Source organism: Corynebacterium sp. HMSC074A09 (assembly GCF_001811545.1).
In the GTDB taxonomy this organism is placed as follows: Bacteria; Actinomycetota; Actinomycetes; order Mycobacteriales; family Mycobacteriaceae; genus Corynebacterium; species Corynebacterium hiratae.
This window is the reverse complement of record NZ_KV805147.1, coordinates 46,115-68,711: the sequence shown is the minus strand read 5'-3', so window position 1 is coordinate 68,711 and position 22,597 is coordinate 46,115. Positions and strand designations below refer to the sequence as shown.

General features: G+C 63.3%; 21 protein-coding genes and 1 tRNA gene. 9 read left to right on the top strand and 13 right to left on the bottom strand.

The window, feature by feature from the left end; translation table 11 throughout:
• Genes HMPREF2807_RS05695 through HMPREF2807_RS05685 form a run of 3 tightly spaced genes read right to left on the bottom strand, consistent with a single transcriptional unit; the run spans window position 1 to window position 2,767 of the window.
• Entirely contained in the window at window positions 1-963 is a 963-nt protein-coding gene (locus HMPREF2807_RS05695) for a metal ABC transporter permease (RefSeq protein ID WP_198531380.1), read from the bottom strand.
• A complete protein-coding gene (locus tag HMPREF2807_RS05690) occupies window positions 941-1,642 on the bottom strand; it encodes a metal ABC transporter ATP-binding protein (protein ID WP_070511074.1) in 702 nt (233 codons plus the stop codon). Before HMPREF2807_RS05690 ends, HMPREF2807_RS05695 begins: the two co-directional genes overlap by 23 nt.
• Entirely contained in the window at window positions 1,643-2,767 is a 1,125-nt protein-coding gene (locus HMPREF2807_RS05685) for a metal ABC transporter solute-binding protein, Zn/Mn family (RefSeq protein WP_070511072.1), read from the bottom strand. It lies immediately after the preceding gene.
• Window positions 2,768-2,838: 71 nt separating this feature from the next.
• Here HMPREF2807_RS05685 and HMPREF2807_RS05680 point away from each other — a divergent pair, with 71 nt between their 5' ends.
• Window positions 2,839-3,924, top strand: coding sequence for a LacI family DNA-binding transcriptional regulator (locus tag HMPREF2807_RS05680; protein ID WP_070511070.1), 1,086 nt, complete (start codon window positions 2,839-2,841; stop codon window positions 3,922-3,924).
• Here the strand turns inward: HMPREF2807_RS05680 and otsB are convergent.
• The 5 genes from otsB to HMPREF2807_RS05655 are packed head-to-tail and all read right to left on the bottom strand — an operon-like array spanning window position 3,921 to window position 8,690.
• A complete protein-coding gene (gene otsB, locus HMPREF2807_RS05675) occupies window positions 3,921-4,664 on the bottom strand; it encodes a trehalose-phosphatase (protein WP_070511068.1) in 744 nt (247 codons plus the stop codon). The two genes, HMPREF2807_RS05680 and otsB, sit on opposite strands and share 4 nt — an antisense overlap.
• Before the next feature lie 30 nt (window positions 4,665-4,694).
• Window positions 4,695-5,207 carry a hypothetical protein gene (locus tag HMPREF2807_RS05670; protein WP_070511065.1) on the bottom strand — a complete coding sequence of 171 codons (513 nt, stop codon included), beginning with the start codon at window positions 5,205-5,207 and terminating at the stop codon, window positions 4,695-4,697.
• The gene (locus tag HMPREF2807_RS05665; RefSeq protein WP_070511063.1) at window positions 5,204-6,625 is read right to left on the bottom strand and encodes an alpha,alpha-trehalose-phosphate synthase (UDP-forming); all 1,422 of its coding nucleotides are present in this window, start codon (window positions 6,623-6,625) and stop codon (window positions 5,204-5,206) included. Before HMPREF2807_RS05665 ends, HMPREF2807_RS05670 begins: the two co-directional genes overlap by 4 nt.
• Before the next feature lie 2 nt (window positions 6,626-6,627).
• Window positions 6,628-6,963 (bottom strand): hypothetical protein, encoded by a 336-nt coding sequence (locus HMPREF2807_RS05660; RefSeq protein ID WP_070511061.1) that lies wholly within the window; start codon window positions 6,961-6,963, stop codon window positions 6,628-6,630.
• Between the two features lie 50 nt (window positions 6,964-7,013).
• On the bottom strand, window positions 7,014-8,690 hold the full coding sequence (locus tag HMPREF2807_RS05655) for a threonine/serine exporter ThrE (protein WP_046649278.1): 1,677 nt from the start codon (window positions 8,688-8,690) through the stop codon (window positions 7,014-7,016).
• Window positions 8,691-8,876: 186 nt separating this feature from the next.
• Between HMPREF2807_RS05655 and HMPREF2807_RS05650 the strand changes: the two genes are divergently transcribed.
• Window positions 8,877-8,949 (top strand) — tRNA-Thr (locus HMPREF2807_RS05650).
• Between the two features lie 40 nt (window positions 8,950-8,989).
• Here the strand turns inward: HMPREF2807_RS05650 and HMPREF2807_RS05645 are convergent.
• Entirely contained in the window at window positions 8,990-9,517 is a 528-nt protein-coding gene (locus HMPREF2807_RS05645) for a TetR/AcrR family transcriptional regulator (RefSeq protein WP_070511059.1), read from the bottom strand.
• Window positions 9,504-11,003 (bottom strand): MFS transporter, encoded by a 1,500-nt coding sequence (locus tag HMPREF2807_RS05640; RefSeq protein WP_049154745.1) that lies wholly within the window; start codon window positions 11,001-11,003, stop codon window positions 9,504-9,506. Before HMPREF2807_RS05640 ends, HMPREF2807_RS05645 begins: the two co-directional genes overlap by 14 nt.
• A gap of 169 nt (window positions 11,004-11,172) precedes the next feature.
• Between HMPREF2807_RS05640 and HMPREF2807_RS05635 the strand changes: the two genes are divergently transcribed.
• Window positions 11,173-12,918 carry a pyruvate dehydrogenase gene (locus HMPREF2807_RS05635; protein WP_046649281.1) on the top strand — a complete coding sequence of 582 codons (1,746 nt, stop codon included), beginning with the start codon at window positions 11,173-11,175 and terminating at the stop codon, window positions 12,916-12,918.
• A 66-nt stretch (window positions 12,919-12,984) separates the two neighbouring features.
• On the opposite strand, the gene HMPREF2807_RS05630 is transcribed toward HMPREF2807_RS05635, so the two are convergent.
• Window positions 12,985-14,274 (bottom strand): MFS transporter, encoded by a 1,290-nt coding sequence (locus HMPREF2807_RS05630; protein WP_070511057.1) that lies wholly within the window; start codon window positions 14,272-14,274, stop codon window positions 12,985-12,987.
• An 80-nt stretch (window positions 14,275-14,354) separates the two neighbouring features.
• On the opposite strand from HMPREF2807_RS05630, the gene HMPREF2807_RS05625 reads away from it, so the two are divergent.
• The 3 genes from HMPREF2807_RS05625 to HMPREF2807_RS05615 all read left to right on the top strand — a co-directional run bounded on the left by HMPREF2807_RS05625 (window position 14,355) and on the right by HMPREF2807_RS05615 (window position 17,428).
• Window positions 14,355-15,128: a MerR family transcriptional regulator gene (locus HMPREF2807_RS05625; RefSeq protein ID WP_070511055.1), complete on the top strand. Its 774-nt coding sequence runs from the start codon at window positions 14,355-14,357 to the stop codon at window positions 15,126-15,128.
• Between the two features lie 132 nt (window positions 15,129-15,260).
• A complete protein-coding gene (locus tag HMPREF2807_RS05620; protein ID WP_046649284.1) occupies window positions 15,261-15,965 on the top strand; it encodes a response regulator transcription factor in 705 nt (234 codons plus the stop codon).
• An 11-nt stretch (window positions 15,966-15,976) separates the two neighbouring features.
• On the top strand, window positions 15,977-17,428 hold the full coding sequence (locus tag HMPREF2807_RS05615; RefSeq protein ID WP_070511053.1) for a sensor histidine kinase: 1,452 nt from the start codon (window positions 15,977-15,979) through the stop codon (window positions 17,426-17,428).
• A gap of 24 nt (window positions 17,429-17,452) precedes the next feature.
• Here HMPREF2807_RS05615 and HMPREF2807_RS05610 read toward each other — a convergent pair whose 3' ends face one another.
• Window positions 17,453-17,881: an HIT family protein gene (locus tag HMPREF2807_RS05610; RefSeq protein WP_046649286.1), complete on the bottom strand. Its 429-nt coding sequence runs from the start codon at window positions 17,879-17,881 to the stop codon at window positions 17,453-17,455.
• A 34-nt stretch (window positions 17,882-17,915) separates the two neighbouring features.
• On the opposite strand from HMPREF2807_RS05610, the gene purD reads away from it, so the two are divergent.
• Window positions 17,916-19,190, top strand: coding sequence for a phosphoribosylamine--glycine ligase (gene purD / locus HMPREF2807_RS05605; protein ID WP_070511050.1), 1,275 nt, complete (start codon window positions 17,916-17,918; stop codon window positions 19,188-19,190).
• Window positions 19,191-19,229: 39 nt separating this feature from the next.
• Complete coding sequence (gene purB / locus HMPREF2807_RS05600) at window positions 19,230-20,669, top strand: adenylosuccinate lyase (protein WP_070511048.1); 1,440 nt, start codon at window positions 19,230-19,232, stop codon at window positions 20,667-20,669.
• A 198-nt stretch (window positions 20,670-20,867) separates the two neighbouring features.
• Here the strand turns inward: purB and HMPREF2807_RS05595 are convergent, their stop codons facing one another.
• Window positions 20,868-21,674 carry a serine/threonine protein kinase gene (locus HMPREF2807_RS05595; RefSeq protein ID WP_070511046.1) on the bottom strand — a complete coding sequence of 269 codons (807 nt, stop codon included), beginning with the start codon at window positions 21,672-21,674 and terminating at the stop codon, window positions 20,868-20,870.
• A 64-nt stretch (window positions 21,675-21,738) separates the two neighbouring features.
• On the opposite strand from HMPREF2807_RS05595, the gene HMPREF2807_RS13725 reads away from it, so the two are divergent.
• Complete coding sequence (locus HMPREF2807_RS13725) at window positions 21,739-22,596, top strand: phosphoribosylaminoimidazolesuccinocarboxamide synthase (RefSeq protein WP_070511199.1); 858 nt, start codon at window positions 21,739-21,741, stop codon at window positions 22,594-22,596.
• Window position 22,597 lies beyond the last annotated feature (1 nt).

The window sequence follows — 22,597 nt, the reverse complement described above, 5'->3', positions numbered from 1 at the left end:
CTAATCCTGATGCGCGCAGTGCTCATCGTGCGTCGAGGTGTGGTGTGTCTCGGCGTCGGCGCGATCGGTGGCGGCGCGGAAGTGTTCCTGGGAGGCGCGGCGGGCGGCGACGTCGTCGCGGACGGCCTTGCGGCTGCGAGCCCAGCCGATGCCGCGGCAGACCAGGTAAATAACAAAAGAGATGCTCGTGACGAAGACCGAGACGGGCAGGCCCGGCGCCAGGGAGAGGACCAGACCGCCCACGGCGGAGACCTCCGCGAAGATGGTGGACCACACCACCGCGCGCAGCGGGGAGGAGGTAATCTGTACCGCCGCTGCGCCCGGCGTGATGAGCAGCGCCATGACGAGCAGGGAACCGACGATCTGTACGGACTGTGCGGCCGTCAGGCCCACGAGGATGGCGAAACACACCGCTAGGGACTTCACTGGCACGCCGGCGGCTTGAGCCATGACGGGATCCGCGGAAGCGAAGAGCAACGGGCGCCAGAACAGCGCCACCACGGCAACGATGATGGCGGTCGTGGCGGCGAGCAGCCACACCGAGGCGGAGGAAACACCGACGATCTGTCCTGTCAGCAGCGTCATCGCGGTCTTGGCGTTGCCGGGGTAGAGGTGCAGGAACAAAACCGAGAGACCCAGGCCGAAACTCATGACCACGCCGATAGCGCTGTCTTGTTGGCCCTTGAGCCCCAGCACCGCCAGGATGATGGCCGCGACGATGGCGCCGGCAATCACACCGAAGCCGATGTTGAGACCGAACAGCAACGCTGCGGCCGCGCCCATGAGCGCGAGCTCTGAGGTGGCGTGCACAGAGAAGGACATGTGGCGCAGGACGATGAGTGAGGTCATCACTCCGGAAAGGATTCCGAGCAGCGCGCAGGCGATGAGCGAGGATTGCACAAAATCAACGCCCAGCAGGTACTGGGTATCTTCGATGAATTTAGACAACGATGAGCCTCCCATCGACGTTGAGGACTGTCACGGAGGAGCCATAGAGTTCCGAGAGCACTTCGGAGCGCATGACCTCATCGACCGTGCCGAACATGTGACCATTGGGCGCGAGGTAGAGCACCTTATCCACCACGCCCAGCACCGGGTTGATGCCGTGGGTAACAAAAAGCACGGAGGTGCCGCGCTCGTGGCGCCAGGCGTCGAGCTTGGCGACGGTTGCCTGTTGCCGTGCCGGGTCCAAGGACAATAGCGGCTCGTCCGCGAGGATGAGCTCTGGGTTATTAGCCAGGGCCTGGGCCTGGCGGATGAGCTGTTGCTGCCCGCCGGATAGCTGGCCCACGCGGCGGTCAGCAATGCCGGTGGCGCCAACTTCGGCGAGGAGTTCGTCGACGCGGCCCCGAGCAGGGCGTCGATTGCGCAGGGTGCCGTGTGCCAGGGAGAGCGATACGAGGTCCCGGGCGCGTAGGGGCAGGTCTTGGGGAAACATTCTTTGCTGTGGGATAAAACCCACGCGGCAGTTGACGTTCACGCTGCCCGCGGTGAGCTGGCGGGTACCCAAGATAGTGCCGAGGAGCGTGGATTTGCCCACGCCGTTGGGGCCTAAAACGGCGATGAACTCGCCGCGGTCTACGGCGAGGTTCATGTCCGACCACAGCGGTTCTACTGCGGCGTTCTTAAAAGAGATGAGCACTTACACAGCCTCGAGTGCGTTGACGACTTCCTCGTAGTAGTCGAGGAAGTTGGTCCCCTCCGGCGGGGTTTCACCAATCTCTACCACCGGGATGTTCTTATCCTCGGCGGCGGCGCGGATGCGCTTGGTCATGTCGGTTTCGGTCTGTGGGTTAAAGATGAGCAGGTCGATCTTGTCCTGCTTGATGTCCTCAAGGAAGCGGGCCAAATCGGCGGCGGTGGGCTCGCCCTCAGCGACGGTGGCCTTGCGGTAGCCTTCCGGGGTGGCGTCGGTGCTGTCGGTGTACTTGAAGATGTAGTCCGCGATGGGCTCGGTCTGCGCGTAGTTGCGCTGCGGGAGCTTCTCGATGCGTGCCTTCAGGCCCTCCACGCGCTCGACTAGCGGATCGGCGGTGGCCTTAGCCTCTGGGTTGGTCTCGTTAACGAGCTCGGCCACTTCGGTCGCCACCTTCTCGATGGCTGCGGCGTCGTACCACACGTGCTCGTTGCCATCGATGTTGGTGACCTGCTCGGGGTGCTCGGCGGCGATCTTCTTGGCCTCGTCCATGGTCACGGTGTCGCCTTCGTGAGCGTGGTCATGGTCATGCCCGTGTTCGTGCGCATGGTCATGCGCACGCTCGTCATGGTCGTGCGCATGGTCGTGCCCTTCTTCATGATCATGCTCGTGTTCCTCGCCATGATCATGCTCATCATGCGCATGGTCGCCATGGTCATGCGCGGTCAGCGGGAGCGCGTGAATGATCTGGTCCTGGTTCTTGACGGCCTGGTAGAGCCAGGCGTCGTAGCCGCCGCCACCGGCGATGATGACGTCGGCCTCGTTAGCGCGGGCGATGTCCGCGGCGGTGGGCTCGAAGTGGTGTGGGTCCACGCTGTTACCGCTCACGATGGGGTGGACGTCGATGTTGACGTCGGTCTGCGCGGTGTTGACGACCGCCTGGGCCACATCAGCCCAGATGGAGGTCGAGGCGACGACCTGAATGGCCTCCTTGTCGGAACCGGCATCCGAGCCGCTATCGGCGTTATCGCCGCTGGAGGAACAGGCGGTCAGCGAGGCGGCGCCCAGGGTGGCTGCGAAGAGGAGAGCGGTGGGACGTCGGAAAGCACGGCGTGAGAGGGAAGTGGTCATGTCCCTATTTCTACGTTTAGTGAAAATTGTTGTCAAATGATAATGAGTTGAAAACGGGTAATGTTGCCGTCATGTCCAAACGCAGCACGACGCTGGCCTCCCTAGCGGCCGAACTTGGGGTTTCGCCCACCACGGTGTCCAACGCGTACAACCGGCCGGACCAGCTGGCGCCTGCCACCCGCGAGCGCATCCTCGCCGCCGCGGCTGAGCGTGGATACACAGGCCCGGATCCCACCGCACGCAGCTTGCGCACGCGCCGCCAAGGTTCACTGGGTGTTCTGCTCACCGAGCACCTTTCCTATGCCTTCGAGGACATGGCCTCGGTGGATTTCCTCGCCGGCATGGCGGAGGCCTCGGCGGGGGCGAGCACGACGTTGACTCTCATCCCTGCCGGGCCGGATACCGCCGGCGCGCCCAACGACGCCCAGGCAGCGCAGCTCGTAGGTTCGGCTGCCGTCGACGGTTTCGTGGTCTATTCCGTGGCGGCGGGAGATGCTTACCTCGACGCCGTGCAGCGCCGTGGCCTGCCGGTGGTGGTGTGTGACCAGCCCACGGATTCGGGCTTGCCCTTCGTGGGCATCGATGACCGCGCCGCGATTGCCCCGGCGGCGCAGGCGCTTGTCGACGCCTCCCATACCCGCATCGGTATCCTTGCCATCCGCCTACACCGCGAGCGCCTCGACGGCGAAGTGACGGCTGCACAACTGGCCGCGGCGGACATGCACGTGCAGCGCTCACGTGTATTGGGTGCGCTCGATGTTTTTGCAGACGCGGGACTCGATCCTGCAGACATCCCCGTGGTGACGCGACACATCAACGATTCGCGTACGGCTTACGCGGCCGCGGAGGAGCTGCTGACTAAGTACCCGGATCTCACCGCGGTGTTGTGCACGACGGATTCGATGGCGCTCGGGGTTATGGCTTATGCGCGCGATCATGGAATCGCGGTTCCCGAGCAGCTCTCCGTCACCGGCTTCGATGGCATCGCGCCGGCCCTGGCGCTGGGCCTGAGCACCGTCGTGCAGCCGAACAAGGAAAAGGGGGCGGCGGCGGGGCGCATGCTGGCCAGCCTCATCGAGGGGCGCGGCGAGGTGCCGCGCGTGTTGTTGGAGACCACCTTCCGCCCGGGGCGCACCGTGGCGCCGGTCGGGGCTTAAGAGCTGTGCTGCGCGCGAGCGGCGGCGAGTTCTTCGAGGAACTCTGTCACCGCCGCGATATCGGGCACGCGCAGCGCCGCCTGCGTTGCGCCCTCACCAACCTTGACACCGAGGTCCGGCGGCTGATTGAGCGCGGCGAAGCCGTCTTCGTCGGTGGTGTCATCCCCTAAAAAGACCACCGCTGTGGCCCCGACGCGGTGACGAAGCTTGTCAATCCACGTGCCCTTCGTGGCCTGCGTTGCGGAGAACTCGACGACGCACTTGCCCGCAGTCTTGGGGAAACCATCGGCGCTTAAGGCCTCGCCTTCCGCATAAGCAGCAGCGGCGGCGTCCGGGTCTTGCAACTCCAGCGCCCGCAGGTGCAGCACCCGCTGGAAAGGTTTGATCTCCAGCTCCGCGCCGGGGTGGCGGGCGATAATCTCCTTGATTTCCGCTTCCTTCTTGGCCAAGTAGGCTTCCATCTCCGGGGTGAGCGCGGATTCTTCCCACGAGGATTCGGCCCCATGCGAGCCACCAAAAAGCACCGGCTCGCGCAGCGGGCATACTCGCATCAGGCCATCGAGGTGGCGCCCAGAGAGCACTGCCGCGGTGGTGTTAGGTAGTTGCGCCAAGGCAGCGAGAGCATCCAGCGAGCGCTGCTCGGGGCGCACTGCGTAGGCGTTGCGCGCGAAGCCGGCCAAGGTGCCATCGAAGTCGGAAACAACCGCTAAATGTTCGGCGGCGGCGAGAGCATCAATCATGCTCCCCACCCTAGCGCTGAAACTTCGGAGCTATAGCGCGGCCATGCGGATAATCGGTGAATCCACCTTGTCGGTGCGCAGCGTCAACACGAGTTGGTTGTTGGGGTTGAGCGCGAAGTCGAACTCATGGCCTTCGGCGATGAGGTTGCGCATCAGCGAATCAGCCCATTGCATCGAGCCCTCGCAGTCGCCGCTTCGCGGTGGGCTTTCATAGGTGGCTTTCTCCACCCGCATGACGTCGCCCTCCCAGATCGTGGAGGTTTTGTCATCCTTGTGGAAGGACACCTCAGCGGTAAACGGTACGCAGCCAGTTGAGCCCACCGCAGTGTGCTCACCGAAACTCATGTGCGGCACCTGCGCGGTATCGGCAGGGAGGGAGGAAGGAGCGTCCGGTGAGGTGTAGAGGTTGATGACCTGCCAATCCTTGCCCACGATGCGGTCATCGCCGCGCGGGGCAGGTTCCTCCTCAGCGGAGCTGCATCCAGCTAGGCCAAGCGCAAGCAGCACAGTACTGAGCACAGCGGTGAGCCGGCGCCGCATCATGCTTCCTCCTGGTTCAGTGCGCCGAGGAAGGACTGCGACCACAGCGCGATATCGTGCCGGCGCACCTGCTCGTTCATAGCAATCATGCGCTCGCGCATGGTCTCGGGGGATTCCTCCAGTGCCTTGACCGCGGAGAGCAGCGCACGTTTGATGGATTCGATGTCGAAGGGATTGCACAGGTTGGCTTGGGTAAGCTCTGCTGCCGCGCCCGCAAACTCGGAGAGCACGAGCGCTCCTGTCCCATCGCCGTGGGAGGCCACGTATTCCTTGGCCACTAGGTTCATACCGTCCTTAAACGGCGTGACCAGCATGATGTCCGCGAGCCGGTAATAACGCCGCAGGACGTCCTTCGGTACGGAACTGTGCTGGTAATGCACCACCGGCGCGCCGAGGCGCCCAAAGCGGCCATTGATGCGGCCCACGGCCTCCTCCACCTTTGAACGCGTGGCGCGGTAATGGTCGATGCGTTCGCGCGAAGGAGTAGCCAGCTGGACGAAGGTTACCTCGTGTGGGTCCAGCGCACCGGTCTCGAGGAGCTCCTCGAAGGCGGTGAGGCGCTGCAGGATCCCCTTTGTGTAATCCAGACGGTCCACACCCAAAATGACGTGCTTGGGGTTACCCAACTCAGCACGCAGCTGGGCGACGTCCCCCGCATCGCCTCCGTCAGCGAATTCACCCGCCGCAATGGAAATGGGGAAAGCGCCTACCCCGACAGAATGCCCGCTACCGGTCACGATGCGAGCGGTGACCGCGCGGGTGCTGACCTCCCCTTCTACGTCCAGCCCTTGGGTGCGGGCCAGCTCCAAGAAATTGCGGGCGTTGGATTCGAGGTGGAAGCCGATCAGGTTGGCGTCGAGAAGCCCCTGCACCAACTCCTCACGCCACGGCAACTGGCGGAAGAGATCCGGGGACGGGAAGGGAATGTGCAGGAAGAATCCAATGGTGAGGTCGGGGCGTAGCTGGCGCAGGATGCCGGGGACGAGCTGGAGCTGATAGTCCTGCACCCACACCGTGGCATTCTCTGCGGCGACGGTTGCTACCTCGTTGGCAAAACGCAGGTTGACCTCGCGGTAGGCATCCCACCAGTCGCGGTTGTAGACGGGGGTGACGATGAGGTCGTGGTAGAGCGGCCACAGGGTGGCGTTGGAAAAGCCCTCATAGAAGGCCTCAAAATCCTCCTGTGTCAGGCGCACCGGGTGAAGGAGGACACCGTTATCCGTGGTGAAGGGCTCGGGAGCTTCGTCGGCTACGCCCGGCCACCCCACCCAGCAGCCCTGGTGTTCTTCCAAGACCGGGGAGAGCGCGGTGACGAGGCCGCCGGGGGAGGCCTTCCACTCGCGGGTGCCATCGGCGGCGGTCTCGAGGTCCACTGGCAGGCGATTGGCTACGACGACGAAGCTATTGGTGCGCCCGGACATAGCTAGGCCTTCTTTGCGGCCTTTTTAGTTGCCTTCTTCGTGGCCTTCTTAGTTGTCTTCTTGGTGGCCTTCTTAGTCGTCTTCTTCGTGGATTTCTTAGAAGCCTTCTTCGTGGCCTTCTTGCTGCTCTTCTTGGGGGCAGCATCGGCTTGCTCGGCCAGCACCTTGCGGTGGACCAAGCCTTCTGGCTCGACGCCCAGCATCGACATGAGGGTCACGCCGTCGAGGAAATCCTCCGCATAGGTGGCGACAACGCGGCGCGCGGAGCGGGCGGTCTCCTCCTCTACTGCGTGAGTCTGGTCAGCCGCGGGCTGGGTATCTGTGACCTTTGGTGGCACGGAGTCCTCCTGGGATGAAGTATGAAAGCTTTCAGACCGGCTATTCTACGCTATTGCGACTTCGTTGGGGCGCTCGGGTCATCTTTGCCGGGCACCGTGTAGGTGGGGCGCTGCGCCGGAAATTGCGTGGTAACGGGCCACATGTCCGTGATGGCATCGCCCTGCTGGAAGCGCGCCTGCTGTGCGGGTGTCGGTGGTTTGGGCCCATATTGCGGCGGCGGGGCCGGCAGATTGTGGCGCGGGGCGAAGGGAGACAGGGGCACGCGCGGGATACGGGCGCGCTGCGCCAGGCGGGTGGCGCGCGCGAAGGAGAACGTGCCCAGGCGCTTGAAGGCGGTGTAGGGGCGGAAGTACTGCGGGCGGCGCAGGCGGCGGGCGACTCGCTCGCCGAAGACCACGCCGGCGGCAAGTGCACCGGCGATGGCGAGGGCGCTGGCCAGGTTGGTCAGGCCGGTGATGAGCTGCTCGTTGAGCATGGCGTACATGCCGCGGTACAACGTCAGGCCTGGAAGCATGGGCGTATAGCCCACGATCATGGTGATGAGTGGCGGCATCATGTAGCGACGGGAGAGCAGGCCGCCGGCCAAGCCCACCGCTGCGGCAGAAATGCCCGAGGCAATGACGGCCCCGACGCCCAAGAAGACGACGAGGAAGTAGTAGAACACCATACCGGCGGCGGCCGTGAGACCGGAGATGGTGACCTCGGACCAGGAGGCTCCCAGCGCCAGTGCGAAGGCGGCGGAGCCGATGCCGCCGCACAGTACGAGCAGTGGGATTTGGTGATAGACGGGCGGGGCGAGCGTGGCTAGTGGGGGAAGGCTAAAGCCCAACCACGACGCCACCTGGATACCCAGGCCCACGCCGGCGATGATGGCGCCGGTGGACATGAGAGCCTCAAAGAACTTCGCGGACGAGGTCACGGGTGCGCGGGTGATGCCGTCCACGAGGCACTGTACGAGCGTTAGTCCCGCCACCAGCACGACGATGCCGGAACCGATGATTTGGGAGGGCAGCATCTGGATGCCAAATCGCGCGAAAACGTTGTAGAGGATGGCCGCGGGAATGACGGCAAGCAGGCCGCCGACAAGGTTCTGATAGAACGGCGGCAGCCGGTAGCCGGCGAGGAACATATTCGTGCCCATGATGAGTGCCGAAATGAGGAAGGTGACAACACCGACGAGAAGGTCACCGCCCAGCATCACGGCGATGAATCCACCCATGGCACCCCACGCGCTGACGATGGTGGTCTTGGAATAGGGGTTCTTCATCGCATCGATGTCATCCAAGATCTTCTCCGCCATTGCCGGTGGCGTAGCACCGGAATGGATGGAGCGGATGAGCCTGTCAACGGCGGATAGTTTGGTGAAATCCACGGCGATGCTCGGCGCCACGCGGAAGACGTGGAGGTTGTGCCGATCCGGCCCTGTGCCGATGGCGGTGTGGATAGTGATGGTGTTCATCAGGATCGACACGTGGCAGTAGTGCAGGCCATAGGAGGATGCGACGAGGTGAATCTGTGCCTGCACGTCGGTATTGGCTGAGCCCGCTGCAATCAGGATTTCGCCGACGCGCGCGGCGATCTCCATGACGCCGGTGACCTGGGCCGGATCGGTGAGATCAACAGGGGCGAGCGGGGAGGGCGGCGGTGCGGCCTTAGCGGCGTCGATGGTGGCGACCGGAGCCGACCGGTATAGCAGGCGCTGGCGCAAGGAAGAAAGAACAGACACGGAAAAGAAAGACCTCAACAACACTTCTGGGTTCGGTAAGTCAGCACTTTAGTAACTGCCGCGGATTTATGCACCTGCCAGTGCTTTTCGGGCCCCTGACGGCCGCTTTTTCGCAGTGCAACCACCCTGGCTTTCCGTCCATGGGGTGGGCTCAGGTACGATTCCCCATAGCGGATGAGCCGCGGTGCTGGAGTGGCGCAATTGGTAGCGCAACGCACTTGTAATGCGTAGGTTGCGAGTTCAAGTCTCGTCTCCAGCTCAAAAGGGCCTTTTTCAAGGCCCTTTCTCTCTTTTCGGGCCTATTCGGCGAGGTGGCCCAAGGCGACGTCGATAAGCGCGCGGCGCCTTTGCGGCGGTAGGGGGCGGTCGGTGAGGTGATCGTGGACCCACAGGCCGTCGGCGATGATTGAAGCCAGCACGACGGATTCATCCTCCGAGGCAGGATCGGGGAGCCAGCGCCTGTCGACGTCCCTCCACACCTTCTGGAAGTCCGGATGGGACTGTGAGTGGATGGACATGAGCAATTCAATGAGCGGGTCATTCTTTCCCATGGACTCCAGCGCGGCACGGTAGCGCTGGCGCGGGCTCAGCTGGTCTGCCGTCTTGCCGTCGGAGAGACCGACGAGCTCTTCCTCCCAGCGCTCCGCGCAGAGCTTGTGGCAGTCAATGAGCAGCTCGTGGCGGGTGGGGAAGTGGTAGATGAGCCCAGACTTACTCATGCCTGTGGCGGTGGCCAGGGAATCGTAGGTCAGCGCGTGAACGCCATCCTCTTCGATGATGGCGAGCGCTTTTTCGAGCGCCTCGACCTTTTTACTAACGCGGGGCATCGGCACCTCCTGAGGTTGGATTGCTGCGGAAGCACCAGCCGGTGACCGCGGCAAAAATGAGCATGACTACGCCGAGCCCAGCGGCGGTGGCTAGGTAGGCGTCGTTATACGCGGCGCCGGCGGCCTCCGCGAGTGCGGGGTTGTGGAGTGCTTCCATGCCTAAGTCCTGGATGTCCTCGGGCAGTCCGCTCTTGTAGAGCATTGGCAGCACTGATCCAGTGACCGCAATCGACAGCAGTGTGCCAAACTCATAGGACACTTCCTCCACACCCGCGGCCATGCCGGAGCGTGACGCAGGAGCGGCACCGATGATGGCAGTGGAGGACACCGACATCACGAACCCCGCGCCGAGGCCAGTGATGAACAGACCAGCCAGGTATGCGGGGAAGACCTCGTGCGTGCCGCCCCACACCACGCCGCCAATGCCCGCTGCCATGGCGAGGAAGCCGCCAGCGATGATGGGCAAGAAACCCCAGCGGTGCAGGTTAGCCCCGCCCAGCGCGGACATCGGCAGCGCCGCAATCGCGATGAGGGAAATGATGAGCCCAGCGTGCAGCGGGGAGTAGAGGTCCACCAACTGCAGCTTCTGCGTGGTGGTCATTTCCAGCCCTGCCATGCCAAACATGGCGCCGGCTGCGGCCAACACGCCGCCGCTGAAGATGGGCGAGCGGAAGATATCGAAGGTGAGAAGCGGCTCCTTCAGTTTGTGCTGGCGGCGAGTGAAGAGGATGGCACCGATGAGACAGGCAGCCAGCGCGCCGCCAATAAGCATGGCGTTGAGATGGGAGCTGGCGACAGACTTGATGACGAGCACCAGCGAAGCCAGCGTGATCAGCGCGTAAAGGGAAGACAAGAAATCCCACTGCTTCGCCGGGTTCGCCACATTAGGCGGGGCGAGGAAGGCGGTGAGGATGAGCGCGATGATGACGATGGGCACGTTGACCAAAAAGACCGATCCCCACCAGAAATGCTCGAGCAAGAAGCCGCCTACCGTGGGGCCCGCCGCCGCGCCGACGACGGCGATGGAGCCCCAAATGCCGATGGCGGTGTTGCGCTCAATCTCATCCTCAAAGGTCAGGCGAATCAGCGCCAGGGTAGCGGGCATCATGATGGACGCACCGAGACCTAGGAAGGCGCGAGCGGCGACGAGCTCCCACGCGCCGGGGGCGAGTGCGGCGGCCAGCGAAGCGATGCCGAAGACCCACAGGCCGATGACGAACATGCGGCGGTGACCGATCTTGTCACCTAACGTGCCGGTGCCTAGGAGGAGGCCGGCGAGCATGAGCGCGTAGGCGTTGATGATCCACAGCTGCTGCAGCGAGGTGGCGTGCAGCTGCTCGGAGAGCTCCGGCAGGGCAGTGTAAAGGATCGAGTTGTCCAAGCCGATCATGAGCAGACCCAAGGAGATGACACTAAAAAAGATCCACCGTCGGGTCGCTGAGGTGCTTAAGGCCTCTGCGGAGGCTTTCGTGTGAACGTCTGTCATGCTGCGAAACTATAGCGAACGGTCGTTACAGTTTCAAAGTCTTGAATGTTGACTTGTTGTTAAAGTCACAAAGTGCGCGTGACGTGAGAAGGCAGCTTTATGGTGGCGAAACACCACCGGGAGGGAGAACACTGGGGTCCGTTAGCGATAAAAGTTAGAGAGGTACAACATGGCACGCAATTACGCCACGCAACTCGTAGAAACCTTGGAAGCCCAGGGAGTTAAGCGCATCTATGGGCTTGTCGGTGATTCCCTCAACCCCATCGTGGACGCGGTGCGGCAGTCCTCCATCGAGTGGGTCCACGTCCGCAACGAAGAGGCCGCGGCATTCGCCGCTGAGGCGGATTCCCTCACCACCGGCAACCTCGCCGTGTGCGCCGCCTCCTGCGGCCCGGGAAATACGCACCTTATTCAGGGGCTTTACGACGCCCACCGCAACGGCGCCAAGGTCCTTGCCCTAGCCAGCCACATTCCTTCCCGCCAGATCGGCTCGAAGTTCTTCCAGGAAACCCACCCTGAGGCCATCTTTCAGGAGTGCTCCGGCTACTGCGAGATGGTCAACTCCGCTGAGCAGGGAGGCGTGGTCTTGCACCATGCCATTCAGAGCACCATGGCCGGCAAGGGCGTGTCCGTCCTCGTTATCCCGGGTGATGTCTCCACTCAAGAGGCGGAAGAGGACACCTTCACCTCCTCCGTGATTTCCTCCGGCCGTCCGGTTGTCTACCCGGACCCGGCAGAGGCCGCCGCGCTGACCCAGGCCATCAACGAGGCCAAGACCGTCGCCCTCTTCGTCGGTGCTGGTGTCAAGGGTGCGCGCGAGCAGGTCCTTGCGCTGGCCGAGAAGATCAAGGCTCCCATCGGCCACGCCCTGGGCGGCAAGATGTACATCCAGTACGACAACCCCTTCGACGTCGGCATGTCCGGCCTGCTCGGCTACGGCGCGGCGCACGAGGCCACCCACGAGGCAGACCTGCTCATCCTGCTGGGCACGGACTTCCCCTATAACGACTTCCTGCCGGATGCCAACGTGGCCCAGGTCGACATCGATGGCTCCCACATTGGCCGCCGCACCCGCATCAAGTACCCGGTGACGGGCGATGTCGCCGCCACCATCGAGAACATCCTGCCGCACGTCGATGAAAAGAAGGACCGCTCCTTCCTCGACAAGATGCTGAAAAAGCACTACGACAAGCTGCATCACGTCGTTGAGGCCTACACCTCCGGCGTCGAGAAGCACACGCCGATCCATCCGGAGTACATCGCCGACCTCATTGACCAGCAGGCCGATGAAGACGCCATCTTCACCGTCGATACCGGCATGTGCAATGTCTGGGGCGCGCGCTACATTACTGCGAACGGCAAGCGCGAGCAGATCGGTTCCTTCCGCCACGGCACCATGGCCAACGCCCTGCCGATGGCCATCGGTGCGCAGGCAGCGCACCCGGACCGCCAGGTCATCACCTTCTCCGGCGACGGTGGGCTGTCCATGCTCATGGGCGAGCTGCTCACGGTGAAGCTGCACAACCTGCCGGTGAAGATGTTCGTGTTCAACAACTCTTCCCTCGGCATGGTCAAGTTGGAGATGCTGGTCCAGGGCCTGCCGGAGCATGAGACCGACCACGAGCACGTCAACTACGCCAAGATTGCGGAGGGTGCGGGCATCAAGCACTTCCGCATCGAGGATCCGAAGGATGCGCCGCGCCTCATCAAGGAGGCCTTGGCCTACGATGGGCCTGCGCTTATCGACGTCGTCACCGACCCCAACGCCCTCTCCCTGCCGCCCACACTGACCTTTGAGCAGCTGCTCGGATTCTCCAAGGCGGCAACCCGCACCGTCTTCGGTGGTGGCGTGGGCCAGATGCTCTCCATGGCGAAGTCCAACCTGCGCAATATTCCGCGCCCGCAGGACTTTTAATGTGTCGGCGTTAAGCGCCGCACATTAAAAGGGACCCACACCCTGCGGTTCCACCCCGCGAAAGCGTTATGCCTTCGCGGGGTCTTTGACTGGGATGAGGACCAGCGCGCCAACGAGCAAGACTAGCCCGATGGCGAGCACGCCTCCCCGATCTCCCTGCCCGAGGAGGGAAACGAAGACGCCAAAGAGGAAGGGCGTCAACCACGCCACGGCTCGGCCGGTCGTGGCGTAGAGGCCAAACATCTCGCCTTCGCGCCCCGGCGGGGCCACACGCGCCAAGAAGCCGCGGGCGGAGGCCTGGGCCGGTCCGACGCAGAGACACAGGATGAGCCCGCAGATCCAGAAGGCCGTCGGCCCCTGCGCCACAAACATGATCCCGGCCATGAGCGTCAAGATGGCCAGGCAGGTGAGGATGATGGCTTTGGGCCCCACGTGGTCGTCGATAAGCCCGCCCGCTACCGCGCCCAGCGCGGCGGCAACGTTGGCGGCAACACCGAAGATGAGGACGTCGCCAGGCGAAAGCCCATAGACGGATACGCCCAGCACGGCGCCGAAGCTAAACACCGCGGACAGGCCATCGCGGAAGATGGCAGAAGCGAAGAGGAAGGCAAAGGCGTTGCGGTCCTCCCGCCACAGCGTGTGCACCGTGCGCCATAGCTCCCGGTAAGAGGCCGCGAGGCCGCCCGTTCTTTCACCCGACGGTGCAATCTCCGGCACGCGCAGCAACACGGGGATGGCAGACAGCCCAAACCACGCCGCCGAAAGCAGTGCCACGAGCCGAACATTCCAGCCACCCTCCGTGGACAGCCCCAGTCCGCCGCCCTCGCCGGAGACGAAGCCGAAGTAGCAGATGAGCAGCAGTACGATGCCGCCGAAATAGCCTGCCGACCAGCCCAGGCCGGATACGCGGCCCACTCTGTCCTCGGTGGCCACCTGGTTGAGTTGGGCAAAGTAGTTGACCTCCGCGAATTGGATGGTCACCGAACCTACCGCTAGGCCGATGAGGCCGAGCCAGAAATACGCGGGCGCATCATTGCGGATGAAGAACAGGCTGGCCATGACCAGGAAGGTCAGCAGCGACCAGAAGCCCAGCGCGCGACGCCGCGTGCCCAACCGGTCAGAGCGCTGCCCCATCACGGGGGTCACCGCAAAGATCACCAGGCCCGCCACCGTCATGGACCACGACAGCCACTGCGCCGGGGTGAACTGCGAGTCAATCTGCTGGCCCACCGAATCGGTGAGATAGACCGAGAAAATAAACGTCACGAGCACCGCGTTGAAGGCGGCCGAACCCCAGTCCCACAGGGCCCAAGCAGCCACGGTGAGGCGGTCAGTGCGCTTCGAGGCTTGCGTCATGCTTCATTATCGTAGGCAAAAACACCTGCCGAGTGGATGGAGTTGCACTTAACGTGACGTGAACTTTTAGGCTCAACGACATGCGTAACGACTACAGCATCGGCGATGTGGCCGGAATTTTGAAAGTCACCACCCGCACCCTGCGGCACTGGGATGACATCGGCCTGCTTAGCCCCCAGTGGCGCACCGGGGGCGATCACCGCCTCTACACCGAAGACGATGTGCAACGCGGGATGGACATCCTGATTTATCGCAGCGTCGGGATTGAGCTGAAGGACATCGCAGTGCTTCTCGATGCCCCCTCGTCCGCCACCCTGCCCCGCCTCCGCGCCCAACACGAGGCCTTGCAGAAGCGGCGAGCCAACGTCGACGCCATGTTGTACGCAGTGGAAAGACTAATTGAGGAGACCGAAATGGATAAGAACCTAAGCCCCAGCCAAAAAGTGCGGAACCTGGGTGACGCATGGCCCCAACTGCAGGAAGAAGCCCACGAGAAGTGGGGAGACAGCAAAGAATGGGCGGCCAGTGCGGCCGTCGCAGATTCGATGGGAAAGAAGGACTGGGAGGAATTCTCAGTGGACCATGAGAACTTTGCGGCCGAGCTAGAGGAGGCCGCGGACGCAGGACTTGAACCGGGCGGCGAGGAGGCGAAGGAGATCGTCGACAAGCACCGCGCCCTCATCGCCCAGTGGTACCCGGTGTCGAGGTCCAAGCAGGTGATCCTGGCGCGCATGTACTGCGAGGACCCGCGGTTTAACGAGACTTACCGCGGTAACGCCGACTATTTGCGCCAGCTGATTGAGGCGCAAGCCCAGGCGGAAGGGGTGGATCTGGACAATCTCGCCTGGGACTAGTCGGTTCACAGCGCACGTACAGACTCCGCTCAGTACCCTTGGAAGCCAGAGTGCAATACTTCTCACCTTGAATGAGATATCCCTGGCGCCACCAGGCGTCAGGAGAAGCGGAGAAAGGACCAAAGCGGGACCATGGATGATTCGAAGGACGTCAAGGTACTTGTCGTCGATGACGAGCCCAATATCGTTGAGTTGCTCACCGTCTCCCTAAAGTTTCAAGGTTTCGACGTACACAGCGCCAACTCCGGCAACGAGGCCCTGCGCATCGCGCGTGAGATCAATCCAGACGCTTACATCATGGACGTCATGATGCCGGGCATGGACGGCTTTGAGCTGCTGGGCAAGCTACGCGCAGAGGGCCTCGACGGCCCCGTGCTCTACCTGACCGCCAAGGACAGCGTGGACCAGCGCATCCACGGCCTGACCATTGGCGCGGATGATTACGTCACCAAGCCCTTCAGCCTGGAAGAGGTCATCACCCGCTTGCGCGTGATTCTGCGCCGCGGTAACGCGGTGGATGACCAAGACGGCGACGCCACCATGACCTATGCCGACCTCACTCTCAACGATGACACCCATGAGGTCACCAAGGCGGGGGAGATCGTGGAGCTTTCGCCCACCGAGTTCAACCTGCTGCGCTACCTCATGCAGAACCGCGAGGTGGTGCTGTCCAAGTCCAAGATTCTGGATAATGTCTGGCACTACGACTTTGGTGGTGACGGCAACGTGGTCGAGTCCTACATTTCCTACCTACGCCGCAAAATTGATACCGGCGATACCCCGCTTATTCACACCGTCCGCGGTGTCGGTTACGTGCTGCGCATGCCGCGCTCGTAGGCTCATCCACTATGAGCGAACCCACCGCGAATATTCAGGCCCCACAATCCGGGGTGACGCTGGTGCGGGATAAAGCCCCGCGCCGGCGTATGCAGCGCCCCAAAGCGCTGCCCCTGCGCACGTGGCTACTTGTCCTCATGGTGCTGGTATCGGGGCTTGGCCTGGCCATGTCCTCCCTGGCGGTGTCGTCGATCATGCGCAACGTGCTCTACACCCGAGTGGACACCGAGCTTAACGACGCCCACAGCTCCTGGGCCAGCAACCTCGACGAGTCCTTTTATATGCCGCAGGACGGAAGCCGCCGACCCCCGACGGACTATGTGGCGCTGGCGTACTATCCCGATGGCTCCGTGGTGACCACGCGGCCCATCGCGGCGTTGCCCGATGCACGCAACGTGATCGTCGGCGGGGAACCCACCACCGTGCGCTCGATTCAGGGCGAGACCGAATGGCGGGCCGTGGCCAAACTCCAACGGGATGGTTCCGTGGTGGTCGTCGCCAAAGACATGACGACGGAAAACTCCATCCTGAAAGGGTTGGCGATTGTCCAGGTGATCATCGCGGCCTTGGTCATGCTGATCATCGCGGTGGTGGGCATGTGGCTGATCCACCGGGCGCTGCGGCCGCTGCGCGTGGTCGAGAAAACGGCTTCCCAAATCGCGGCGGGCAACCTGGACAAGCGCGTGCCGGAGTGGCCGTTGCACACTGAAGTGGGGCAGCTTGCTGCAGCGCTCAACGTCATGCTGGGGCAGCTGCAGAATTCCGTCGTCGATGCGCAGGAAAAAGAACAGCAAATGCGCCGCTTCGTCGGCGATGCCTCCCACGAGCTGCGCACGCCGCTGACCAGCCTGCGCGGCTACACGGAGCTGTACCGCTCGGGGGCTACCCAGGATGCGGAGTTTGTCTTCAGCAAGATCGATGCCGAGTCTAAGCGGATGTCGTTGCTCGTGGAGGATCTGCTGGCCCTGACGCGCGCGGAGGGCTCGCGCCTGGACATGCGCGAGGTTGACATGCTGGAACTTGTGCTGTCAGTGGGTTCCTCGGCGCGGGCGGCTTTTGCGGGCCGCACCATCAACGTCAACAACGAGGCCTCCGGGATTCCAATGGTCAACGGTGACGCGGACCGCCTGCACCAAGTGCTGCTCAATTTGGTATCCAACGGTATCCGCCACGGCGGCGAGGAGGCGTCGGTGACGCTGACCTTGCGCGACGACGAGGAGCACGTGCTTATCGACGTTGCCGATGACGGCAAGGGCATCTCCCCCGAAGACGTGGCCCATATCTTTGAGCGCTTCTACCGTGCAGACACCTCGCGCACCCGCGATACGGGTGGCTCGGGTTTGGGCTTGGCCATCGTGAAATCACTCGTCGAGCAGCACGGCGGTTCAATCTCCGTGGATTCGGAGCTGGGCAGCGGAGCGGTCTTCACCATCTGCCTGCCCAAGGCGGCAGCTAGTGCCTAGCTGCCGAAAGGTAGCAGTCAGCTCTTAGCTGTCGCGGCGGCCATCCTCGTCCGTGCCGAGGTGCTGGCGGATGCGCGCGGCGGCCTCGTCCATGGCGGCGGGGTCGGTGGCGTCGGCAGCGAAGGCCTTGGCGAAGTCGTAGTCTTCCATCTTCTCGGTGGGGAAGAGGTGGATGTGGGTATGGGGAACGTCGAAGCCAGCGATGATGTAGCCGGTGCGTGGGGTGTCGAAGGCCGTCTTGATGGCGCCACCGATCTCTAGAGCGATCTCGTTGAGGTGTGCCCAGGTTTCTGAATCGAGGTCAGTCCACTTATCGACCTCTTCGACCGGCACCACCAAGGTGTGGCCATAACGCAGCGGCTCGATGGACAAAAACGCCACGCACTTCTCGTCGCGGTACACAAAGCGAGCAGGCAGCTCGCCCTCGATGATCTTTGTAAATACGGAAGACATGGCCCCTAGGCTACCGCCAGTTAAGATAGACGGCATGCGCATTCTCGTTATCGGCTCGGGCGGCCGCGAACACGCCCTGCTCACCGGCCTGAAAGCTGACCCTTCTGTTACCGATCTGCACATTGCCCCCGGTTCCCCGGCGCATAAGATGCAGGCCACCGTCCACCCGGAGTATTCCCAGGTGGACGATCCTGCACGCATGACGGAGCTGGCAGTGGACATCGCAGCGGACCTCGTCGTCATTGGACCGGAGGTGCCGCTGGTGAAAGGCGTGGCGGATGCACTGCGTGAGCGCGGCATCGCGGTCTTCGGGCCGTCGGCAAGCGCGGCACAGATCGAAGGTTCCAAGGCCTTTGCTAAGGACGTGATGGCGGCCGCCGGCGTGCGCACCGCCCGCGCGGAGCAGCTCGCCCCCGGCACCAGCGATGAGGACATCGAGGCCGCCCTCGATCGTTTCGGCCCGCACTTCGTGGTTAAGGACGACGGCTTGGCCGGCGGCAAGGGCGTCGTGGTGACCGAGTCCCGCGACGCGGCCCGCGCGCACGTTGATGCGGTTCACGCCGTGGGCAACCCGGTGCTGCTCGAGTCCTTCCTCGACGGCCCGGAGGTCTCCCTGTTCTGCTTGGTGGACGGCGAGACCGTCGTCCCGCTGCTCCCAGCGCAGGACCACAAGCGCGCCTACGACAACGATGAGGGCCCCAACACCGGCGGCATGGGCGCCTACACCCCGCTGCCGTGGCTGCCTGCCGACGGCGTCCAGCGCATCGTCGACGAAGTCTGCGTCCCCGTGGCTAAGGAAATGGTCAAGCGTGGCACCCCGTACTCTGGCTTGCTGTACGCCGGCCTGGCGTGGGGCAAGGAAGGCCCAGCCGTGGTGGAATTCAATGCCCGCTTCGGTGACCCGGAAACGCAGGCGGTGCTCGCTTTGCTGAAATCTCCGCTCGGAGAGGTCCTGAATGCCACCGCTACCGGACAGCTAGCGGAGCTGGCGCCGCTGGAGTGGGAAGACGGCTATGCCGTCACCGTGGTGCTGGCCGCCGAGGGCTACCCGGCTTCGCCGCGCAAGGGCGATCCGATTGCCTCGCCGGATCTTGATGATCCCACCCGGGTTCTGCACGCCGGTACCACCACGGGGGAGGGCGGCTACGTCTCCAACGGTGGTCGCGTCCTCAACGTTCTCGGTCGCGGTGCCACCCTCGCTGATGCCCGCGCAGCCGCCTACGAGGTTCTCGGCGGCATCGAGCTGGAGGGCAGCTTCTTCCGCACGGACATTGCACTGCCGGCGGAGAAGGGGCAGATTAGCATCTAATCCCCTGATAATGCCTCCTTTGGGGTGCGGCGTGGAATAATGAGCGACGTGGCTGAAAAGAAGAACATTTCCAACGTCCTGTCCGCTCGATACGCCTCCCCAGAGATGGCTGAAATCTGGTCCCCGGAACACAAGATCATCCTGGAGCGCCAGCTGTGGATTGCGGTGATGACGGCGCAGAAGGATCTTGGCGTCGACATCCCTGTCTCGGCTATCGCTGCTTACGAGGCGCAGGTTGAGAACGTCAACCTCGCCTCCATCGCGGAGCGTGAGCGCGTTACGCGCCACGACGTCAAGGCGCGCATCGAGGAGTTCAACGCCCTAGCCGGCTGCGAGCACATCCACAAGGGCATGACCTCGCGTGACCTGACGGAGAACGTGGAGCAGCTGCAGATTCTGCGTTCTTTGGAGCTAACCCGCGATAAGGCCATCGCGGTGGTTTCGCGCATCGGTGAGCGTGCCGCGCAGTACCAAACGCTGGTGATGGCGGGCCGTTCCCACAACGTCGCCGCTCAGGCCACGACCCTGGGCAAGCGTTTCGCCTCCGCTGCCGACGAGCTCCTGCTGGGCATCGAGCGCGTGGAATCGCTGCTGAGCCGCTATCCGCTGCGCGGCATCAAGGGCCCGATGGGCACTTCGCAGGACATGCTCGACCTCATGGGCGGATCCGAAGACAAGCTCGCCGCGTTGGAGACCCGCATTGCGGATCACCTGGGATTCTCCCGCGTCTTCAACTCGGTGGGCCAGGTCTACCCGCGCTCCCTCGACTTTGATGCTGTTTCCGCGCTGGTGGAGCTGGGCGCTGGGCCTTCCTCGCTGGCAACGACCATTCGCCTCATGGCTGGCAACGAAACCGTGACTGAAGGCTTCAAGGAGGGCCAGGTTGGTTCCTCCGCGATGCCGCACAAGATGAATGCCCGCTCCTGCGAGCGCGTCGGTGGCTTCCAGGTCATCCTGCGCGGTTACCTGACGATGGTGGCGGACCTGTCCGGCCAGCAGTGGAACGAGGGCGACGTGTTCTGTTCGGTGGTACGCCGCGTGGCGCTGCCTGACGCCTTCTTCGCTATAGACGGCATGTTTGAAACCTTCCTCACCGTGCTCGACGAGTTCGGTGCTTTCCCGGCCATGATTGACCGCGAGCTGGAGCGCTACCTGCCGTTCCTCGCCACCACCCGTATCCTCATGGCGGCGGTGCGCGCGGGCGTGGGCCGTGAGACTGCGCACGAGGTCATCAAGGAAAATGCCGTCGCCGTGGCGCTCAACATGCGTGAGAATGGTGGGGAGCAGGACCTCATTGAGCGCCTGGCTGCCGACGAGCGCTTGCCGCTCGATGCCGCTGCCCTCGAGGCCGCGCTGTCGGACAAGCACGCCTTCATCGGCGCCGCCGAATCGCAGGTGAGCCAGATTCTGGGCCGCATCAAGGCGATTGCTGATCAGCACCCGCAGGCCGCCGCCTACACCCCGGGCGAAATCCTCTAGTTTCACCCTTGGCGGTACGTTTTCGCAGACAAGCCCTCTCAACGACGAGTTTTCGGGACGCTATTTTTCGAAAACGTACCGCGCTGGCCCGGTCCACGTACGTTTCGATCAAATAAGGCCCCAGAACTTCAATTTTCTGGCCCCTATTTGATCGAAATGACCTTCCTCCCACGGCCACGGGCAACCCTGCACTAGCTCTTAGGCTATCCCGGGGATGCGCAGCACCGGCAGCTCGAAGCCGCCGAGGGATTTGCCGTTGGTAGCAAGGTAGCCGCCGATCACCAGCACGGTGAGCACCGTCATGACGCCGAGGACCGCCGCTCCCGTGGACGAGGTTTGCTGCTGCGTCGTCTGCCCCGGAATGGGCAGCTCGGGCACCGGCTGGATGCCCTCCTGAGCGCCGCGCCCGCGCAGCTCCTCTACACACTCCGCGAAAGACTGCGATTGGGCGGCGTTGAAGGCGTCGACGGCTTCCTTTTCTTGAGCCTGGTTTTCTGCCAGAGCGGCGCGCAGCTTAGGGCTGAAATCGCTACCCGTCGACAACAACGGTGCCGGTCCCTTCTCAGTCCGGGACTTCGCCGCATTGATGGAGTATTCGGCATCCCCCGGCAACAGCACCGATTCATCCTCCACCAGGTCCTCCGGGGCGGACGCGCCGACCATGATGATGACCATATCCGCGCCCGTGTAGCCGGCCTTGCCCAGCGCGGCCACCGTCGCCGCGTAGCCCGGAGCCTTGCTGATATCGCGCGAGGTGTACGCGGAGAAGTCCAGCTTCGGGAACTGCGCTTGAATCTTCTCCGAGGTCGCGCGGATGGTGTTGATGTAGCCCGCCCGGACATCGCGGGCTAGTGCGCGATCCGTGGCCGACGCCGACATCGTGCACAGCCACTGTCCGTGGGCGGACTCGCGCACGGAGATGTCGGCTGCGTGCGCAGCGGGCACAGACAGGGCGGCGCCCACCAGCGCAGCGGAGGTCAAAAGGGAGGTCAGGCGAGAGTGCACGGGCTTAGCTCCTCGGGATTGGGACGTATCTTGAAGCAGTCTAGACGGGTCTAGAATGTATGTCATGCGTCCAGAACTTTCTTCCTATGCCCACATCGCCTCCGGCAAGGTGCGCGATATCTACGAAATCGATGACAACACCCTGCTCATGGTGGTCTCCGACCGCATTTCCGCCTATGACCACGCTCTCGAGCCGGCCATCCCCGACAAGGGCCGCGTGCTCACGGCGACGTCGAAGTTCTTCTTCGACGCCATCGACTTCCCCAACCACTTGGCCGGACCGCTCGATGACGAGCGCATCCCCGAGGAAGTCCTTGGCCGCGCCATGGTGGTGCAGAAGCTTGACATGCTGCCCTTCGAGTGTGTCGCCCGCGGCTATCTCACCGGCTCCGGGCTGAAGGAATACCAGGCATCCGGCAGCGTGTGCGGCGTCGAGCTGCCCGAGGGGTTGACCGAAGCTTCCCGCCTGCCCGAGCCCATCTTCACCCCGGCCACCAAGGCGGAGCAGGGCGACCACGATGAGAACGTCTCCTTCGATGTCGTCGTGGACAAGCTCGGCCGCGAGCGCGCCGAAGAGCTGCGCGATGCCACCCTGCGCATTTATGCCAAGGCCGCCGCGTTGGCGGAGGAGAAGGGCATTATTTTGGCGGATACGAAGTTCGAGTTTGGCGTCGATAAGCACGGCACTTTGGTCTTGGCCGATGAAGTCCTCACACCGGACTCCTCGCGCTACTGGCCGGCCGATACCTATGAGGAAGGCAAAGTCCAGCCTTCCTTTGATAAGCAGTATGTGCGCGATTGGCTCACCAATTCCGGCTGGGACAAGGAGTCCACGCCGCCGCGCCTGCCGGATGACGTTGTCCAGGCTACCCGCGCGCGTTATGTTGAGGCCTTTGAGCGCCTGTCCGGAACCACCTTTTAAG

Coding starts and splice junctions, on each gene's coding strand:
- HMPREF2807_RS05695 (WP_198531380.1), bottom strand. CDS start 963: ATGGGAGGCTCATCGTTGTCTAAATTCATCGAAGATACCCAGTACCTG.
- HMPREF2807_RS05685 (WP_070511072.1), bottom strand. CDS start 2,767: ATGACCACTTCCCTCTCACGCCGTGCTTTCCGACGTCCCACCGCTCTC.
- HMPREF2807_RS05680 (WP_070511070.1), top strand. CDS start 2,839: ATGTCCAAACGCAGCACGACGCTGGCCTCCCTAGCGGCCGAACTTGGG.
- otsB (WP_070511068.1), bottom strand. CDS start 4,664: ATGATTGATGCTCTCGCCGCCGCCGAACATTTAGCGGTTGTTTCCGAC.
- HMPREF2807_RS05670 (WP_070511065.1), bottom strand. CDS start 5,207: ATGATGCGGCGCCGGCTCACCGCTGTGCTCAGTACTGTGCTGCTTGCG.
- HMPREF2807_RS05665 (WP_070511063.1), bottom strand. CDS start 6,625: ATGTCCGGGCGCACCAATAGCTTCGTCGTCGTAGCCAATCGCCTGCCA.
- HMPREF2807_RS05645 (WP_070511059.1), bottom strand. CDS start 9,517: ATGCCCCGCGTTAGTAAAAAGGTCGAGGCGCTCGAAAAAGCGCTCGCC.
- HMPREF2807_RS05640 (WP_049154745.1), bottom strand. CDS start 11,003: ATGACAGACGTTCACACGAAAGCCTCCGCAGAGGCCTTAAGCACCTCA.
- HMPREF2807_RS05635 (WP_046649281.1), top strand. CDS start 11,173: ATGGCACGCAATTACGCCACGCAACTCGTAGAAACCTTGGAAGCCCAG.
- HMPREF2807_RS05630 (WP_070511057.1), bottom strand. CDS start 14,274: ATGACGCAAGCCTCGAAGCGCACTGACCGCCTCACCGTGGCTGCTTGG.
- HMPREF2807_RS05625 (WP_070511055.1), top strand. CDS start 14,355: ATGCGTAACGACTACAGCATCGGCGATGTGGCCGGAATTTTGAAAGTC.
- HMPREF2807_RS05620 (WP_046649284.1), top strand. CDS start 15,261: ATGGATGATTCGAAGGACGTCAAGGTACTTGTCGTCGATGACGAGCCC.
- HMPREF2807_RS05615 (WP_070511053.1), top strand. CDS start 15,977: ATGAGCGAACCCACCGCGAATATTCAGGCCCCACAATCCGGGGTGACG.
- HMPREF2807_RS05610 (WP_046649286.1), bottom strand. CDS start 17,881: ATGTCTTCCGTATTTACAAAGATCATCGAGGGCGAGCTGCCTGCTCGC.
- purD (WP_070511050.1), top strand. CDS start 17,916: ATGCGCATTCTCGTTATCGGCTCGGGCGGCCGCGAACACGCCCTGCTC.
- purB (WP_070511048.1), top strand. CDS start 19,230: ATGAGCGACGTGGCTGAAAAGAAGAACATTTCCAACGTCCTGTCCGCT.
- HMPREF2807_RS13725 (WP_070511199.1), top strand. CDS start 21,739: ATGCGTCCAGAACTTTCTTCCTATGCCCACATCGCCTCCGGCAAGGTG.